Origin of the sequence: Bradyrhizobium sp. LMTR 3, assembly GCF_001693485.1 — a bacterium.
Taxonomy (GTDB): Bacteria; Pseudomonadota; Alphaproteobacteria; order Rhizobiales; family Xanthobacteraceae; genus Bradyrhizobium.
Map to the genome: position 1 here is coordinate 530,415 of NZ_MAXC01000023.1, position 15,010 is coordinate 545,424.

Consider the following 15,010-nt stretch of genomic DNA (forward strand, 5'->3'; position numbering starts at 1 on the left):
CGTCGATGGTGAAGCGGCGCGGCACCTCTCGAGTGCCGCGTTAGATTCTTGTTTGACGCGTTTTCTTCACGCGAACCGGCATCCGCTTCGCTGGAAAACGCTATGGTGCGGCGTCAGATCCGCTCCGATATCTCGTTCTCGTTCGGCAGCCGTCCGTCGGGCGTCAGATGATTGACGACGTCCGGCAGATACTGGCTGAGGCCTTGCAGCAGATCGTCGCGCGACAATCCGCTTTGCGCCGATAGCTGATCGATCTGATCGGCGCCGAGCGCATTGGCGAGATCGCCGGGCGAGACCTGCTTGTTGGGACCATTGCTGACCCAGGAGTCCGCCTGATCACCGAGGCCCTTCTGCTGCAATTGATTCAGGAGATCGCCGAGGCCGCCGCTCAAAACGGTGCCGGCCGCGCCTCCCGCAAGAAGTCCGCCCAAGCCCCCTTTGAGCATGTCGCTGAGTCCGCCGCCCATGCCGCCGCCGGGCATGCCGGCATTCACATTGCCCGGCGCGGGCGCCGGTTGCGGTGCCGAGCCGGTCTGGTTGCCGCTGAAATGCTTGATGCCTTTCCAGGCCAGCAGCGCCAGGATCGCCATGGTCAAGGGCGACATTCCGCCGCTCTCGGATTGTGAGCTGGGGCGGCTCGGGCCGCGCGGCCCATTCATCATGCCGTTGAGTACGTCGAGTAAACCCATGGTTGTCTCCTCCGCGTAGCCCCGCGTGAAACATAACGGCGGCACATGACGGTTACAAGGCGCGGGCGGTGGCACCTGCGATAGGCACAGTCCGCGCGCTCTGCTATTCGAAGCCGGGTTGCAACGCGGTGGGTGTCGAATGGTTTCGCGCCAAACGATCGGTATCGCCGGCGCCGGCAGCATCGGCTGCTTCGTCGGCGGCATGCTGGCGGCCGGCGGTCGCCGCGTGGCGCTGCTGGCGCGACCGCGCGTGATCGCCGAGATCGAAGCAGGCGGCCTGCGGCCGACGAGTTTTGAAGGTTTTGACCAGACCATCACGCAAGATCGGTTCGTATTGTCGGAAAATCCTTCTATTTTGGCGGATGCCGGCGTCGTGCTGGTCACGGTCAAAAGCGCGGATACCGCTGCGATGGCCGAAATCATCGCTCACCACGCGCCGTCCGATGCCGTCGTCGTCAGCCTGCAGAACGGCGTCGGCAACGCCGCCGTATTGCGCAACCGCCTGCCGGGGCGGCGCGTGCTCGGCGGCATGGTGCCGTTCAACGTGATCGCGCTTGGCAACGGGCGGTTTCATCGCGCCACCTCGGGTGACATCGTCATCGAGCAGGACGAAGCGCGCACAGCGGAGAAATTGTCGGTGCCGGGACTGACAATGCGGCCGACCGGCAACATCGATGGCGTGCAATGGGGCAAGCTGCTGCTCAATCTCAACAACGCGCTCAACGCGCTGGCCGATCTGCCGCTGCGCCGGCAGCTCGCACGACGTCCATGGCGGCAATTGTTCGCCGATCAGCTCGCCGAAGCGCTCGCCGCGATCAAGGCCGAGGGCATCAAGCCGGTGTCGCCGACGCCGATCCCGCCCGCCTGGATGCCGGCTTTGTTGCGCCTGCCGGACCGGGTCTTCGAAGCGTTGCTGGGGCGGACGATGAAGATCGATCCCGAGGCGCGCTCGTCGATGTGGGAAGATCTGCAGCGCGGCCGCCGCACCGAGATCGATTATCTGCAGGGCGTCATCACGGAAATCGCCGAGCGCCGCGGGTTGAAGGCGCCGCTGTCGCGCCGGATCGTGGAATTGGTCCGGCAGGCTGAAAGCAGTGGCAAGGGCTCGCCCGGCCTGACGCCGGAGCAGATTCGCGCGGGTTGAGCGAACGCGTCTGCCTTGCATTACCGCCGGCGCTGCGGGATTCTAACGAGGGCGCGAAGGAGAGGCGAATGAAACGGATATGTCTGGCGCTAATTGCGGCTGCCCTGGCCGGGACGGCGTCATCGATCCCTGCCCATGCCGTACCGCCGACGGCGACGCCGTCGCCGGGCTATGAAGCGAGGCTGCAGGAACAGCGGGCGGCGTCGCGTGCTGTTGTCGCGCCGGTCATCAAGTCGCGCCGCGTCAAGCGGATGCGTGCGCATTGATTGAACGACGTCAGTCGTCATGCCCGCGAAGGCGGGCATCCAGTAATCACCGGCGGGTTTGGGGAGCAGTGCTGTATCCACGTTAGTTCTGTGGATACTGGATTCCCCGCCTGCGCGGGGAATGACGGTCAGCCCTTCTTCTGCTTGCTCGGCGGCTGCTGTTGCGGATTGAACAGCCGCTTCAGTTCGTTGATGCTCTCCGAGAGCCGCGGCCATTCACACGAGAATTGGTTCTTGGCGCATTGGGCCGCCCTGATTCGCGCGGCCTGCTTGACCGGGCTCGCCACCGGTATCGGCACTCTTTCGGTTTCGACCGGCGGAGGGGCCTGCTCCGTGTGCAGCGAGACCTGATGTATGCCTTGTTGTATTCCCTGTGCGGGCGACGGCTCGGGCTGTTGCTGCTTGGCCGCCGCCGCGGCGGCGATGTGGTTGCGCCGCTCGCGCTCGAGATAGGCAGTATATTGCTCGTCGATCCTCTTCTGCTCTTCCGGAGTCGGGTTGGGACCCGCGATGTCGAATGTCCGGTCCTGCATGAAGTCGTAGTAGGTGTAACCGCCGCCGGGCTTGCGGCGGCCGGCGAATTTCGCGTTGCATTCAGCGAGTTTCGCCGTCTTTTCTTCTTTGGTCGCAGCCTTCTCTGCCACATCGGCGCAGGATTCGAAATCGAACGGTGCGCTACGCCACCACTGCGCATCTGAAGCCACCGGCGCGAGCACGAACAGCCCTCCGATTGCGGCAAAAACCAATGACGATGCACGTGAGGCGATCACGGACGATTTGCTCCGGTCGATATTCTTGGGAACTTTGATTGAGCCGATTGTCATCATTTTGGCAGCGCTGTCACGCCGAAACTGCACGATGTTCCCGCTGGCGTTGTGATGTTACCCGGTTCATGTGACCGACGGAACACAGTGCCAGGCCGTTAAAAATCCTGAAGAAATTCAGCAGCAAGGCAAGTTCCCGCAGAGGATACTGTAGTGATTCTAAGTGCACCATCTGACGGCGAGCGGATAAGCACGTCACATTGTGGCAAGAATCAGTCAGCGCCTCTCGCGCGAGCCAGCGTGCGCGACGCCGTTTCATGGAACACCGCGCGATAGAGTCTTGCGAATTCGCCCATGTGATGGAAGCCGTTGGCCCGGGCGCAGGACGTCACGGTGATGGCGTCGGATCCCTTCACGAGTTGCGCGCGCGCCGACCAAAGCTGCTTGAGTCGCAAATAGCGATGCAGGCTCATGCCGCGGACGCTTGCCACCGCCGTGCCCAGCGTCCTGACCGACACGCCGCATTGTTCGGCGAGGTCGGCGCTGTAGATCGCCGAGGCGGCATGAAAGGCGACATACTCGTCGATCATGCGAACAAGGCGACAATAGCCTGTGCTTGCAATCTTGCCCGCCACTTCCGGCGTTCGGCTGCTGCGGAACATTTCGTCGATGGCGAGCAGCAGGCCTTCCTGGAGGGCCAGCGCCGAAGGCGGCTCCCGCAACAGTTCCGGCCTGGCGGAAGCCGTCTGCAAAATATCTATCGTGACGGATCTGACCGTTGCGAGGGTGTCGGGGTCCGGCATGAACGGGCATAGCCGGTCCGGCGCATCGAACCATTCCCGATCGCGCAGGCCGGCGCCAAGGGTGATGATCGCGTGCAGCGATCCACGGGGTTCGACGAACTGCAAATCCACATTGCCGCGCATGCCGACAAACGCCGGACGATTCACCGACATGCCGTTGACGGCCACGTCGTAGTCGTCCTCGATCTGGAAGATGACGACGCCATGCGCGGCGCGGTAGCTGACATCGACGATACGTGGAAACGAGCGGAGCATCGTGATCTGGCAGCAGGGCAACTGCACCACCGCGCGCGCGGTATGGAAGTTCGCAAGATTCAGCGGGACGCTGCGCGCGTCCGCAACAAATTCGACCGGCCGGAAGGCGTCGATGTCGGCAAACCGGATGATCGAAAGGGCCGGCGAGGGGGCAAGGTTCTTAAATAGCATTGTAAGACAACTGGGCGGTGCGAATCTTCGCAGCCAGCGTCGGCCGGTCTTGGTTAAGGCCGCATTAAGAAGTGTGGCCGAGGCGAAGATTTCGACAGCACCGACGTGACGTGCGGGGGCGCGCCGCCCCCGGACCCATCCAAATCCATTATACCAGCTCAAGCGGAATGCTAATTGTTCTGCAGCAACCCACGCCATCATGTGGCGGCCAATCTGGAGCCCTCGCGCCGGGCGGGCCGGAGCCGCAAGAGGAAGCAAGAGGAAACAGTCCCTATGACAATCACCACGACCATGCCGAGCGTGCCGAAGCCCGCGGCTGAGCTGATCGAGGCGTTCAGGAACGCGCCGACCTCGATCATCAGCGACAACCTCGCCCGGCTGCCGGGCGCCGTGGGCCTGCGGCCGTTTCATCGCGCCGGCCGGCTGGTCGGAGCTGCCTTTACGGTGCGCACGCGGCCCGGCGACAATCTTGCGATCCACCGGGCGCTGGAACTGGTCGGGCCGGGCGACGTAATCGTGGTTGATGGCGGCGGTGACGAGACGCGGGCGCTGGTCGGCGAGATCATGAAGAATATCGCCGAATACCGCGGCGCCGCGGGCTATGTGATCGACGGCGCCATCCGCGACGTCGCGGCCTTCGCTGCCTCCGACTTTCCCTGCTTTGCCCGCGCGGCGATCCACCGCGGCCCGTACAAGAGCGGGCCCGGCGAGATCAACGTGCCGGTTTCCATCGGCGGGTCGGTGATTTCTCCCGGTGACATCGTGGTGGGCGATGAGGACGGCGTGGTATCGTTCCCCGCTGCTGTGGCCGCCACATTGCTCGAGGCGGTCCGCGCCCAGATCGCGCGCGAGGAAGACACGCTCACAGCGATCCGCGAAGGCCGCTACCAGGGCAGCTACGGCAAGTCTTGATCGGGTGCGACAGCGCGCTGACGGAGGAACGATGAGTCAGAGAGAAGAATTCCACAATCTGGACAACCCAGCCGACGGCCTGCTTCGCGAACTCGCCGCCGGTGTCACCACACGCATCTTTTCCGGCGAGCACGCCATGCTGTCGGTGGTGACGCTGGCGCCGCATTCGCAAGGCACGCTGCATCATCACCCCGAAGAACAATGGGGCGTGCTGCTTGAAGGATCGGCGATCCGCGTTCAGGGCGGTGAGGAAATTCCGGTCAAAAAGGGTGATTTCTGGCGGACGCCCGGCAACGTGCCGCATACGATGCGGGCTGGACCGGAAGGTGCGCGTGTGCTTGACATCTTCAGTCCGCCGCGCCCCGAATACAAAAAGGCCGGGTCTGGCTTCGGCACTTGAGACAAGTCTGCGAACAAAAACAAAAAAATCGCGGACGATAACGGGAGGAGAGTTCTGGTGAAGATTACAAGACGCAACTTGCTTGCGGCGACAGCCGCGTTCGCGGTGACGCCGGCATTGGCGCAGCCGGCCAAGAACATGACACTGGTGGTGCCGTTCCCGCCGGGCGGATCGACCGACGCGCTGGCTCGGCTATTGCAGTCTCATCTGCAGACGAAGCTCGGCCGCACCGTGCTGGTGGAGAACAAATCCGGCGCGGCCGGCTCGCTCGGCGCCGTGCAGGTCGCCAAGAGCGCGCCTGACGGCGCGACGTTCCTGGTGACGTTCGATTCGCACGCGGTCATCCCATCGATCCTCGAAAAGCCGGGGCTGGATGTCGAGAAGGATTTGGTGCCGGTGTTCCTGGTCGGCACGGCGCCTTATGTCGTCGCCGCGAATGCCGAGCGGCCGTACAAGACCTTTGCCGACGTGGTCGCGGCCTGCAAGGCAACGCCCGGCGCGGTGAAGTATGCCTCCGTCGGAATCGGCACCCTCGGCCATCTGGCGATGACCGTGCTGAGCAAGAAGGCCGGCGTCGAGATCACGCATGTGCCGTACCGCGGCGGCGGTCCGGCGATGAACGACGTGCTCGGCGGCCATGTCGATCTCATCGTGGGATCGGCGGCGCTGATCACGGCGCAACTCGGCACCAACAGGCTGCGGCCGATCCTGCAGATGGGCCGCGAGCGGATGCCCGTGCTGAAGGATACGCAGACCGCGATCGAAGCGGGCTTTCCCGATTTCGAGACGCTGGCCTGGTGGGGCGTTTTCGCGCCGAAGGGAACGCCGGAAGATGCCGTCGCCGGCATGGCGAAATCGGTGAAGGAGATTCTCAGCGAGCCGGCGGTAGCGGCGCAGTTGCGCGATACCCAGAACATGTCGCTGCTGCTCGCCGACGGCAAGGATTTCGGCACCTTCTTCGCCAAGCAGGTGAGCATCTGGGGACAGGTGGTCCGCGAGAACAACATTAGGGCGTAGAGGCAAGCACCCGCACCGTATCCGATCATGAAAAAGGCCCCATCAGGGTGGGGCCTTCATCATCAGGTTTCGGGTGCCTCAGTTGGAGTCTGAATATTTGAACTGCGGCATTGCCTTGAGCTGTTCCTTGGTGCCGCTCATCACGGCGTGATCGGGCATCCAGTCGTTCGCATCGGCGCTGCTTGTCGTGGCGCCCGTGGCCGCGCCCGTCGTGGTCTCGCGCTGCGTGCCTGTAGTGGAGCTGGTGCGGACCGGCTCTTCGACGAATTTGAGCTTGTCCATGGAAACGGCGATGTCGTGCTCGCCGACGCCCAGGATGCCGCCGACGCCGATCACGACCGCATTGACCTTGCCCTCCTTGTCGAGAATCAGCTCGTTGACCTCGCCGAGCTTTTCGTTGGCGTCATTATAGACGTCGAGGCCCATGAGCTTGGACGCGCGCCAGTTCCCCTTGAGCATCATCTTTTCCTGCGAGCCGGCCGTCGCGGCGGGGGCGGTGGGCTGAGCCGTTTGCGCGGTCTGCGCATAGGCGGGAGCACTGAAGACGGCGGCGCTCAAAAGAGCCGCGGCTAGGAGTTTCTGCATTTTGTCCTCCTCGGAAAGTCGTCGTGTTTCCCTAGAACAGAACGCATGCGCGAACGTTCCACGGCATTCGGGCGAAGTTTCGGAATGATCTGAGGATGCGGCGTGGAGTCGGGTTTCCTCGACTGTGTCACTCCCCGGTCACGTGCGACGGGTCGAATCAGCCGAATGTTGAAGAGGTATGGCCGCGAACAAGGTAACGGCGGTACCGTAACTGGAGCCGTCGGCGGGCGGCTCCTTTTGGTTTCGGATCGACGCGGGACTCCCTTTGCGGACCCCAAAGGGTGCGGCCCGGAGGGGCTGGCGATGCCACGCCTGCTTTGCTATGAAGCGTCCCAAGCACCTGCTCTGCCATGCGGGTCCGCGGTCCCGTAGCTCAGCCGGATAGAGCGACGGTTTCCTAAACCGTAGGTCGGAAGTTCGAGTCTTCCCGGGATCGCCAGCACGCCAGGACCACAACGCAGCCGCCCGCGGGTCGAACCGGCGCATGACAGCCATTGTCACCATCACGGTCACCATCACGCTTCGAGCAGCGCCTTGAAATCCGCCCGCGCCCGCTGCGCTTCTCGCTTCGCGGTCTCCGACGCCTCGCCGAGGCCGAAATAGCCGTGGATCAGGCCGAGGCCGTCGTAATAGCTGATCGGCACGCCGGCGGCCTTTAGCGCATCGGCGTAGGCCTTGCCTTCGTCGCGGAGCGGATCGAACCACGCGGTGCAGACGATCGCCGGCGCCACGCCGGCAAGGTTGCTGGCGCGGAGCGGCGAAACGCGCCAGTCGGTGCCGTGTGTCTTGTCGGCGATGTAGTGGCCGCAGAACCACTCCATGGTGGCGCGGGTGAGGAAATAGCCGTCTGCGTTCTCGCTGCGCGAGGGGAAGCGGGCGTTTTCGGTCGCGTCCGCGAAATTTCCGGCAACGTCGGTGACGGGATAGACCAGCAACTGCGCTGATAGCCTGATGCCGGCGTCGCGGCAGGCGATCGCGGTGGTGGCCGCCAGATTGCCACCCGCGCTGTCGCCGGCGATGCCGACGCGCGCCGCATCGCCGCCGAATTCGGCGATGCGGGCGATGACGTCCTGTGTGGCCGTGAAGGCATCCTCGAAGGCGCCAGGAAAGCGCACCTCGGGCGGGCGGCGGTAATCGACCGAGATGACGACGGCGCCGGTCTCGATCGCGAGCCAGCGCGCCTGCCGGTCATGGGTTTCGAGATCGCCTGCAACCCAGCCGCCGCCGTGAAAGAACACGACCGTCGGCGATTTTTCGTTCGAGTTCCGGTAGACCCGCGCCGCAAGGAATCCGGCCGCGCCTTTCACCTTGATGTCTTCCGTAATCATCACCGGAGGCGGCGGAACTGCCGCGCGCGAGGCCGCCAATGCGCGGAGCGCATCGCGCGCGCTCTGCGGCGTCATCGTCGCGGGATCGCGCAGCGGCAGCAGCGGAATGATCTGGGCGACGACGGGATCGAGCGGCGGCATCATGCGGGGCCTCGTTGCGGAACAGGACGGCAGCATAGGTAACGGGCGCGGCCGCCGCAATTGCGGCGTTTTCCAGAGCAGACGGGGTCCGCATCCTTCAATTGATAATGATTCCTTCAAGACGATATGCGGGCGGCGTCGATAGAATCGCGGTCCGTTTACTTTTGGTTATCCCTAACCGGGCGCGCGGGGAACGGCCGGGCGCGCCGATCATTACTCCTTCCAGAGGGAGTGGTGCGATGGATCAAATTGCCGGAATGGATCGGGCGCTCGACGAAATGCTCGTGCAACTCGGCGGGATGGTGCTGAAACTGTCCAGCCCGGAAGTGACGCGGACCGCCGACGAGCGGCGCGCACTGGCGTGCTCGGTCAACCAATATTCGCTGTGCGCGGCGCGCTCGGCTGATCCGCGTGTGCACCAGCTCAAGGCCGAGCTCGAGGAAACGATCAAGCCGTATCTGCGGCTGGTGGCCAGCCGGTAAGGCAGGCCGCCTAGTCCATCTGCGAGACGCGTTGCGTCCGAAACGGCAGCGACCGGGCGATACCCGGCCGCGGCAGAGTGCTGCGTCACAGTCGTTTAAACCCTCATCCTGAGGAGCCCGCGGAGCGGGCATCTCGAAGGATGTAGGCCACGGACGGCCTCATGGTTCGAGACGCGGTTCGCGCTCCTCACCATGAGGGGCTCATGACGCAGCAGGACTAGAGCGTCTTGAGGTATTCGATCAGCGCCTTTCGATCGTCGGCGGACAACTCCGGTCCGATGACGCCCTTGATCTCCTTTTCCTGGCTGAAGTCCTTCCTGAATTCGTGGCCCCTGTTCGAGTTGCCGCGAATGGATGTATCGAATTCGAAACCGTTGGCGATCGGGTCGGCCTTGTAACCGAGCTTCACGGGGTCGTATTCGCGGCTGCCGAGATAGAATTTCGCCGGCCGCTTTTCCGGGTCGCCGAGCAGATCGTCGATGGTCGGCACCGAGCCGTTGTGCAGATAGGGCGGCGTCGCCCACACGCCGTTCAGCGGACGGACCTTGTAGGCCAGTTCGCCTCGCAGTTCGTTCGGCATGTAGCCATCCATCCGTTTCCGCTCCGGAGCGCTCACAGGCGGCTTCTGCTGATCGAAGATGGTGTTGACGGTCTTCTCGACGAGTTCGCCGAGTGCGAACGCAAAACTGCTGCTCTTGAGGCCGAGATGGTCGGGAACCGCGACCGTGCGGGCCATCATGTCCGCCGCCTGCGCGGGATCGGTTCCGATGTGCGAGATCGGAACATTCTCGACCTTGAGGATTGCCTCGCCCGCCTCGTTCCTGGTCCACCAGTCCTTGTTGTTGAAATCGTAAAACGCCTCGCTCGTCACCGGCGGCCGGTGACACTCCTGGCAATGGGTCTTGTAGAGTTCGGCGCCCTTGTCGGCCAGCTTCTGGTCGATCGGCGGCAGGATATCACCCGGCCATTTCGGGGATTTCAGGCCTGAGAATCCGTTCTTCGCGTTCGGCGGATTCTTGCCCTTGATCATCTGCTCCATTTCGTCGAGCGACTTCAGGTCGACGCTCGATTTGTACAGACCCTTTGACGGTTCGGTCAGATTGAGCTCCGCGGATACGCCGAGCGCCTCGCCGGCGTTGCGCACCATCGGCTGCATGATCGAGCCGTTGTACTGCACCCAGTCGAACCACGGCGTGTTCCAGATCCGCGGAAAATGCACCGGCGCGGAGGAGCCGGCATAGTTCTCCGGCTTCTTCAGGTCGATCGAAAATACCTGGTTGCCGATCCGGTTCAGCGCGTCGAGCCGTCCATATCCTTCCAGGATGCTCTGGGAGGCGACGCGTTCTTCCAGATTCTTGACCTGCTTGTATTGGGCAAGGACCTGGTCGAGCTGGTTCTTCAGCGTCTCGCGGTCGTCGACGGTGGAGTCCGGACCAAGGATGCGCTCGGCGAAGCGGTCGAACCGCCCAGGCCAGTAGCGCGTCAGCAACAGCGAGATGCCCATGCCCTGCTTTATTGCGAAGAGGTTGGTGAGCGCCGGTCCGCCATCGATGACGACGGCGGTGTCCTTGTAGGTGAAGCTGCCGGTGTGGCAGGCCGCACAGGTCAGGCCGACGCCGGTCATTTCCTGCTTGTTGCGCGGGTTCTTCCACGGCGCGCCGGTCGGGTCCAGCATCGGACCGCCCTGCGCGAAGCCGATCGGGAGTGCCTTCTTGCCAGGGATGACGGTATCGGCAATGAAGCCATAGCGGTCGAGATAGGCGGAATCGCTGAACAGGCCGGGGGAGGTGAACAACAGCCACGGTATGGTCGGCTGCTCCAGCGCCATGAGCCACTCGTAGGGAAAGCCGAAGGTCCGCGTTCCCTGATCGGCGTGATAGAACCAGCTCAGCTTTTCCTTAGGAATGCCCTGGTCGAGCCAGACGGTTTTCTTCGGTGTGGGATGCTCCACGATCTTGACGTGAAGATCCTGCCAGAGCTTGGCGATGTCGTCCTTGACGGCGTAACCGACGCCGACGACCGCAAGCGCGATCACAATTATTGCAATCCTTTTGCCCCGCATGGCCTGCCCCCTCGTTAAAACCGCGCCGGTGGCGCGCAATATCCGTCTGTTATCAAAAAACGCCGCAAGGCGAATCACCCTCGGCGTGCGATTGAATATGATGCCATCTTATAGTGGCGCCGTAGGTCTGTCCATAAATCCAAATCCCTGACGGCCGCGGAATGCGGTCCTCGCCGGTCATCCTTCGCCGGAGCGTTTTCCAGTATAGAGTCTCCATCATGCAGAAAAGTGTCGGACAGATCACATGACGGCAGAAGCGGCGGAACGCTTGAGACTCGAGAACGGCCCCGGCGAGGCGGTTTCGGGGCTATTGGTGCAGCCGCTACAGCCCCGTGCCTGTTACGTGTTTGCGCACGGGGCCGGCGCGGGCATGACACACAAGTCGATGGAGGCGGTTGCCACAGGCCTTGCCGAGCGCGGTATTGCGACGCTGCGCTATCAGTTTCCCTATATGGAAAAAGGCGGCAAGCGGCCCGATCCGCCTGCGGTTGCGCATGCAGCGGTGCGAGCGGCCGTGGCGGAAGCCGGGCGACGCTTTCCCTCATTGCCACTGGTCGCTGGCGGCAGATCGTTTGGCGGGCGGATGACGTCGCAGGCGCAGGCGGTTTCGCCGTTGCCGGGCGTTCGCGGGTTGGTGTTTCTCGGTTTTCCTCTGCATCCGGCTGGAAAACCTTCCAGCGAGCGGGCCGGGCATCTCGCCGATGTCACAGTCCCGATGCTGTTTTTGCAAGGCACGCGCGACGCGCTGGCCGAGTTGAGTCTGCTCGAGCCGGTCGTGAAGAGCCTGGGATCGCGCGCGGCACTGCATTTGCTTGATGGCGCCGATCATTCTTTCCATGTGCTGAAGAGTTCGGGGCGGAATGACGGTGCGGTGATGGACGAGGCGCTGGATGCGTTTGCGGCATGGGTAGACGAGGTCATCGGTTAAGCCTCCGATGTCGTCCCTGCGAACGCAGCTACGTAGGGTGGGCAAAGGCGCTTCGCGCCGTGCCCACCGTGCATCCCGGATTTCCGTGAGAATGGTGGGCACGCTTCGCTTTGCCCACCCTACCGTTGGCCGCGGCGCCGCGATGAGCGCAATTGCGCTCACGCTCGGGGTCCCTGAGTTCGCAGGGACGACGGATATGGTTGCGCTCGTCGCTTTCTGAACTACGATACGTCATGACAAAAATCCTGATCGTCAACCCGAACACGACTACCTCGATGACGGAAACGATCGGCGCCGCCGCGCGTACTGTCGCCGCACCAGGCACCGAAATATCCGCCGTGACCTCGGCGATGGGGCCGGTCTCGATCGAAGGCTATTACGACGAGGCGTTTGCCGTGCCCGGCCTGATCCAGGCGCTGATGAATGCACGGGATGCTGACGCTGGCATCATCGCCTGCTTCGACGACACCGGGCTCGACGCAGCGCGATCGGTGGCGCCCTTTCCCGTGGTAGGTATTTGCGAGGCGGCGCTGGTGACGGCCGGCCAAATCGCAAAACGCATAGCGATCGTCACAACACTGCCGCGCTCGATCGTGCCGCTCGAAGAGCTGGTACGCCGCTATGGTTTTGCGGAAAGAGTGCAAGTCACCGCTTGCGACGTCGCGGTGCTCGATCTCGAAAAGCCGGGCTCCGGCGCGGAAGCGAAGCTTGAAGCCGAGATTGCCCGCGCGCTGGAGAAGGGCGCGGAGGCGATCGTGCTCGGCTGTGCGGGCATGGCCGATCTTGCGCAAAAACTGTCGCGGAAGTTCGGCGTGCCGGTCGTCGACGGTGTGGCAGCCGCGGTGAAGCAGGCCGAGGCGCTGGCCGGTCTGAAGCTGACGACCTCCCGGCGCGGCTCGTATGCGTTGCCGGGCGTGAAGAATTATACGGGACTACTGGAACAATTCGCGCCGCCTGACCCGTCATTGCGGACGAATCCATAGCGTTTCTGGATGCAGCGCATGGGACCCGGCTCTGCAGCGCACCGCTATGCGCTGCGCTGCGTCCGGGGAACGGAGACTGGCTGCCGGCCTCATGGGCTTTCGTGTCCCGGACGCGGCGCGGCACGCAGTGACGCGACGCAGAGCCGGGACCCACGATCGCGAACTGCGGCAGTCATACCCCGACAAGTCGTCGCTTGCGCTCCTCGCAATAACAGACGCTATGCCGACTGCGGCGCGCCGTAGATCTTGTCGCGCAGTCGGCGCATGCCGGCGAGCCAGCGGTCGCGGTTGGAGGCCTTGCGCTGGATGTATTCGGCAACCTGCGGGTGCGACAGGATAAGGAAGCGTTCTTCCGCCATCGCCTCGATCACCATGCGCGCCACCTCGGGTGGCTGCAACACGCCGTCGATCCGCGCGGCGCTGGGGCCGGGCGTCGTCATGCCTGTTTGTACCGATTGCGGGCACAGCACAGAGACGCGGATGCCGCGATCGCCATACTGAATGGCGAGATGCTCGGCGAGCGCCACCGCGGCGTTCTTGGTCACGCCGTACGGCATCGAGTTCAGTGACGCCAGAAGGCCCGCCGCGGACGCGGTGTTGAGGAGATAGCCGGAGCCGCGTGCGAGCATGCCGGGCACCAGCGCGCGAGCCGCGAATACATGGCTCATGACATGGACGCGCCAGCTCACCTCCCAATCGGCGTCAGACGCGGTCTCCTGTCCCTTGCGCGAGAGCCCGGCGTTGGAGAAGAACACGTCGACCGGGCCATACTTGTCCTCGGCCGCCGCGATCAGTGCCTTGATGTCTTCCTCCAGCCCGACGTCGGCCGTGATCGGCAGTCCGTCGATGTCGCCCGCGACCTTGGCGAGCTTCTCGCGCGAGGTTTTGAGGTCGGCGACGACGACGCCACGCGCGCCGGCTTCCGCATAGGCGCGCGCCACCGCCTCGCCGATACCGCTCGCCGCTCCCGTGACGACGCAGACCTTGTCTTTAACATGCATGATGCGGCTCCCTTGCTTGTTCTCAGGTCTTGTAGAGCCCCTTGTCGCGCGCCTGTCGGATCGCCAGCGCTCCCATCATGTCGAGCATCGGTGTCGAAAGTCCGGCGGCGCGGGCGAAGGCGGCGGGCGCGCGGACCAAAACGTCGATCTCCATGGTGCGGCCGAGCTCGTAATCCTGCAGGATTGACGGCTTGTGGTCGGGAGCGGGGCCGGATCGCGACACGCGCTTGACTTGCGGAAAGCAGCTTTGCGCCACGCTGTTGGCCTCGTCGAGCAGGCGCGGCACGATGTCGGCCAGATCAGGATCGTCGCGGACGGCGCGCGCAGTCTGTCCGGTCAGCAAACACAGCACCGACATCGACATGTTGGTCAGGAGCTTTGACCAGATCGTCTCCCTGATCTGCGTGACCTCGGGCGAGTCGATCGCGGCGTCATTCAGCGCAGCGCGCAGCTTCGCGACCCGCTCGCTGGCGCGGTCGTCGCACTCGCCGATCAGGAGCCGGTTGCGCTCCGGCGACAGGTTAGCGACCACGCCCGGCGCGATGACTTCATTCGATGAGAACACCACGCCCCCGACGATGCGCTCTCTCGGGATCGCCGTGCGCAGGTGTCCGCCGGGATCGAGGAAGGCCAGATCCGGCACCGGCGGATGGCTTGGCGAGAGCCCGATATCGTACCACCAGGGAATGCCGTTCTGCGCGAACACCACGGCGGTGTCACTGCCGAGCAGCGGCTGCAGCCCAGCGGCGAGGCCGGAGAGGCCTGTCGCTTTCAACGTGCAAATCACGACGTCCTGCCGGCCTAGCGCGGCGGGATCGCTGGACGCGCTGACCTTCGCCTTGAACTCGCCATCTCCAACCCGCAGCGTCAGCCCGTTGGCTTTCACGGCATCCAGATGCGCTCCCCGCATCACGCAGGAAACGTCGTGTCCTGCCAGCGCGAGCCGCACCGCAAAATGGCTGCCGACTGCGCCCGCACCGAAAACGCAAATCCGCATGGATGGAAAATCCTGCTGAAGCGACCTCTGAAGGGTAGTTTCCACAAGCCGGCGACACTGCGCAACCGGCGATACGGTTTGC

The 15,010-nt window shown here is 63.9% G+C and carries 16 protein-coding genes and 1 tRNA gene; 9 read left to right on the top strand and 8 right to left on the bottom strand.

Going from position 1 to position 15,010, the window contains the following annotated elements; genetic code table 11:
• Positions 1–113: 113 nt before the first annotated feature.
• Positions 114–689, bottom strand: coding sequence for a YidB family protein (locus LMTR3_RS19580; RefSeq protein ID WP_065746641.1), 576 nt, complete (start codon positions 687–689; stop codon positions 114–116).
• A gap of 139 nt (positions 690–828) precedes the next feature.
• Here LMTR3_RS19580 and LMTR3_RS19585 point away from each other — a divergent pair, with 139 nt between their 5' ends.
• Complete coding sequence (locus tag LMTR3_RS19585; protein ID WP_065746642.1) at positions 829–1,833, top strand: 2-dehydropantoate 2-reductase; 1,005 nt, start codon at positions 829–831, stop codon at positions 1,831–1,833.
• Positions 1,834–1,901: 68 nt separating this feature from the next.
• Positions 1,902–2,099, top strand: coding sequence for a hypothetical protein (locus tag LMTR3_RS19590; RefSeq protein WP_065746643.1), 198 nt, complete (start codon positions 1,902–1,904; stop codon positions 2,097–2,099).
• A 128-nt stretch (positions 2,100–2,227) separates the two neighbouring features.
• Here LMTR3_RS19590 and LMTR3_RS19595 read toward each other — a convergent pair whose 3' ends face one another.
• Together LMTR3_RS19595 and LMTR3_RS19600 are read right to left on the bottom strand one after the other, a co-directional pair.
• Entirely contained in the window at positions 2,228–2,923 is a 696-nt protein-coding gene (locus tag LMTR3_RS19595) for a hypothetical protein (RefSeq protein ID WP_065746788.1), read from the bottom strand.
• 212 nt (positions 2,924–3,135) lie between these two features.
• Entirely contained in the window at positions 3,136–4,092 is a 957-nt protein-coding gene (locus tag LMTR3_RS19600) for a helix-turn-helix domain-containing protein (RefSeq protein WP_065746644.1), read from the bottom strand.
• 273 nt (positions 4,093–4,365) lie between these two features.
• On the opposite strand from LMTR3_RS19600, the gene LMTR3_RS19605 reads away from it, so the two are divergent.
• Genes LMTR3_RS19605 through LMTR3_RS19615 form a run of 3 tightly spaced genes read left to right on the top strand, consistent with a single transcriptional unit; the run spans position 4,366 to position 6,421 of the window.
• Entirely contained in the window at positions 4,366–5,004 is a 639-nt protein-coding gene (locus LMTR3_RS19605) for an RraA family protein (protein ID WP_065746645.1), read from the top strand.
• A gap of 31 nt (positions 5,005–5,035) precedes the next feature.
• Complete coding sequence (locus LMTR3_RS19610; protein WP_065746646.1) at positions 5,036–5,404, top strand: cupin domain-containing protein; 369 nt, start codon at positions 5,036–5,038, stop codon at positions 5,402–5,404.
• Between the two features lie 57 nt (positions 5,405–5,461).
• The gene (locus LMTR3_RS19615; protein WP_065746647.1) at positions 5,462–6,421 is read left to right on the top strand and encodes a Bug family tripartite tricarboxylate transporter substrate binding protein; all 960 of its coding nucleotides are present in this window, start codon (positions 5,462–5,464) and stop codon (positions 6,419–6,421) included.
• Between the two features lie 78 nt (positions 6,422–6,499).
• Here the strand turns inward: LMTR3_RS19615 and LMTR3_RS19620 are convergent, their stop codons facing one another.
• Entirely contained in the window at positions 6,500–7,006 is a 507-nt protein-coding gene (locus LMTR3_RS19620) for a PRC-barrel domain-containing protein (RefSeq protein ID WP_065746648.1), read from the bottom strand.
• Positions 7,007–7,368: 362 nt separating this feature from the next.
• Here LMTR3_RS19620 and LMTR3_RS19625 point away from each other — a divergent pair.
• Positions 7,369–7,445 (top strand) — tRNA-Arg (locus tag LMTR3_RS19625).
• Positions 7,446–7,521: 76 nt separating this feature from the next.
• On the opposite strand, the gene LMTR3_RS19630 is transcribed toward LMTR3_RS19625, so the two are convergent.
• Complete coding sequence (locus LMTR3_RS19630; protein ID WP_065746789.1) at positions 7,522–8,478, bottom strand: alpha/beta hydrolase; 957 nt, start codon at positions 8,476–8,478, stop codon at positions 7,522–7,524.
• A gap of 236 nt (positions 8,479–8,714) precedes the next feature.
• Here LMTR3_RS19630 and LMTR3_RS19635 point away from each other — a divergent pair, with 236 nt between their 5' ends.
• Entirely contained in the window at positions 8,715–8,957 is a 243-nt protein-coding gene (locus tag LMTR3_RS19635; RefSeq protein ID WP_065746649.1) for a hypothetical protein, read from the top strand.
• Positions 8,958–9,174: 217 nt separating this feature from the next.
• Here LMTR3_RS19635 and LMTR3_RS19640 read toward each other — a convergent pair whose 3' ends face one another.
• Entirely contained in the window at positions 9,175–11,019 is a 1,845-nt protein-coding gene (locus LMTR3_RS19640; protein WP_065746650.1) for a di-heme-cytochrome C peroxidase, read from the bottom strand.
• A gap of 244 nt (positions 11,020–11,263) precedes the next feature.
• Here LMTR3_RS19640 and LMTR3_RS19645 point away from each other — a divergent pair, with 244 nt between their 5' ends.
• Positions 11,264–11,947, top strand: a complete 684-nt coding sequence (locus LMTR3_RS19645; protein WP_065746651.1) for an alpha/beta hydrolase family protein — start codon at positions 11,264–11,266, stop codon at positions 11,945–11,947.
• Between the two features lie 233 nt (positions 11,948–12,180).
• Positions 12,181–12,930 (top strand): aspartate/glutamate racemase family protein, encoded by a 750-nt coding sequence (locus LMTR3_RS19650; RefSeq protein WP_065746652.1) that lies wholly within the window; start codon positions 12,181–12,183, stop codon positions 12,928–12,930.
• Positions 12,931–13,148: 218 nt separating this feature from the next.
• Here the strand turns inward: LMTR3_RS19650 and LMTR3_RS19655 are convergent, their stop codons facing one another.
• Together LMTR3_RS19655 and LMTR3_RS19660 are read right to left on the bottom strand one after the other, a co-directional pair.
• Complete coding sequence (locus tag LMTR3_RS19655; RefSeq protein ID WP_065746653.1) at positions 13,149–13,931, bottom strand: SDR family oxidoreductase; 783 nt, start codon at positions 13,929–13,931, stop codon at positions 13,149–13,151.
• A gap of 22 nt (positions 13,932–13,953) precedes the next feature.
• The gene (locus LMTR3_RS19660; RefSeq protein ID WP_065746654.1) at positions 13,954–14,928 is read right to left on the bottom strand and encodes a ketopantoate reductase family protein; all 975 of its coding nucleotides are present in this window, start codon (positions 14,926–14,928) and stop codon (positions 13,954–13,956) included.
• Positions 14,929–15,010: the final 82 nt, after the last annotated feature.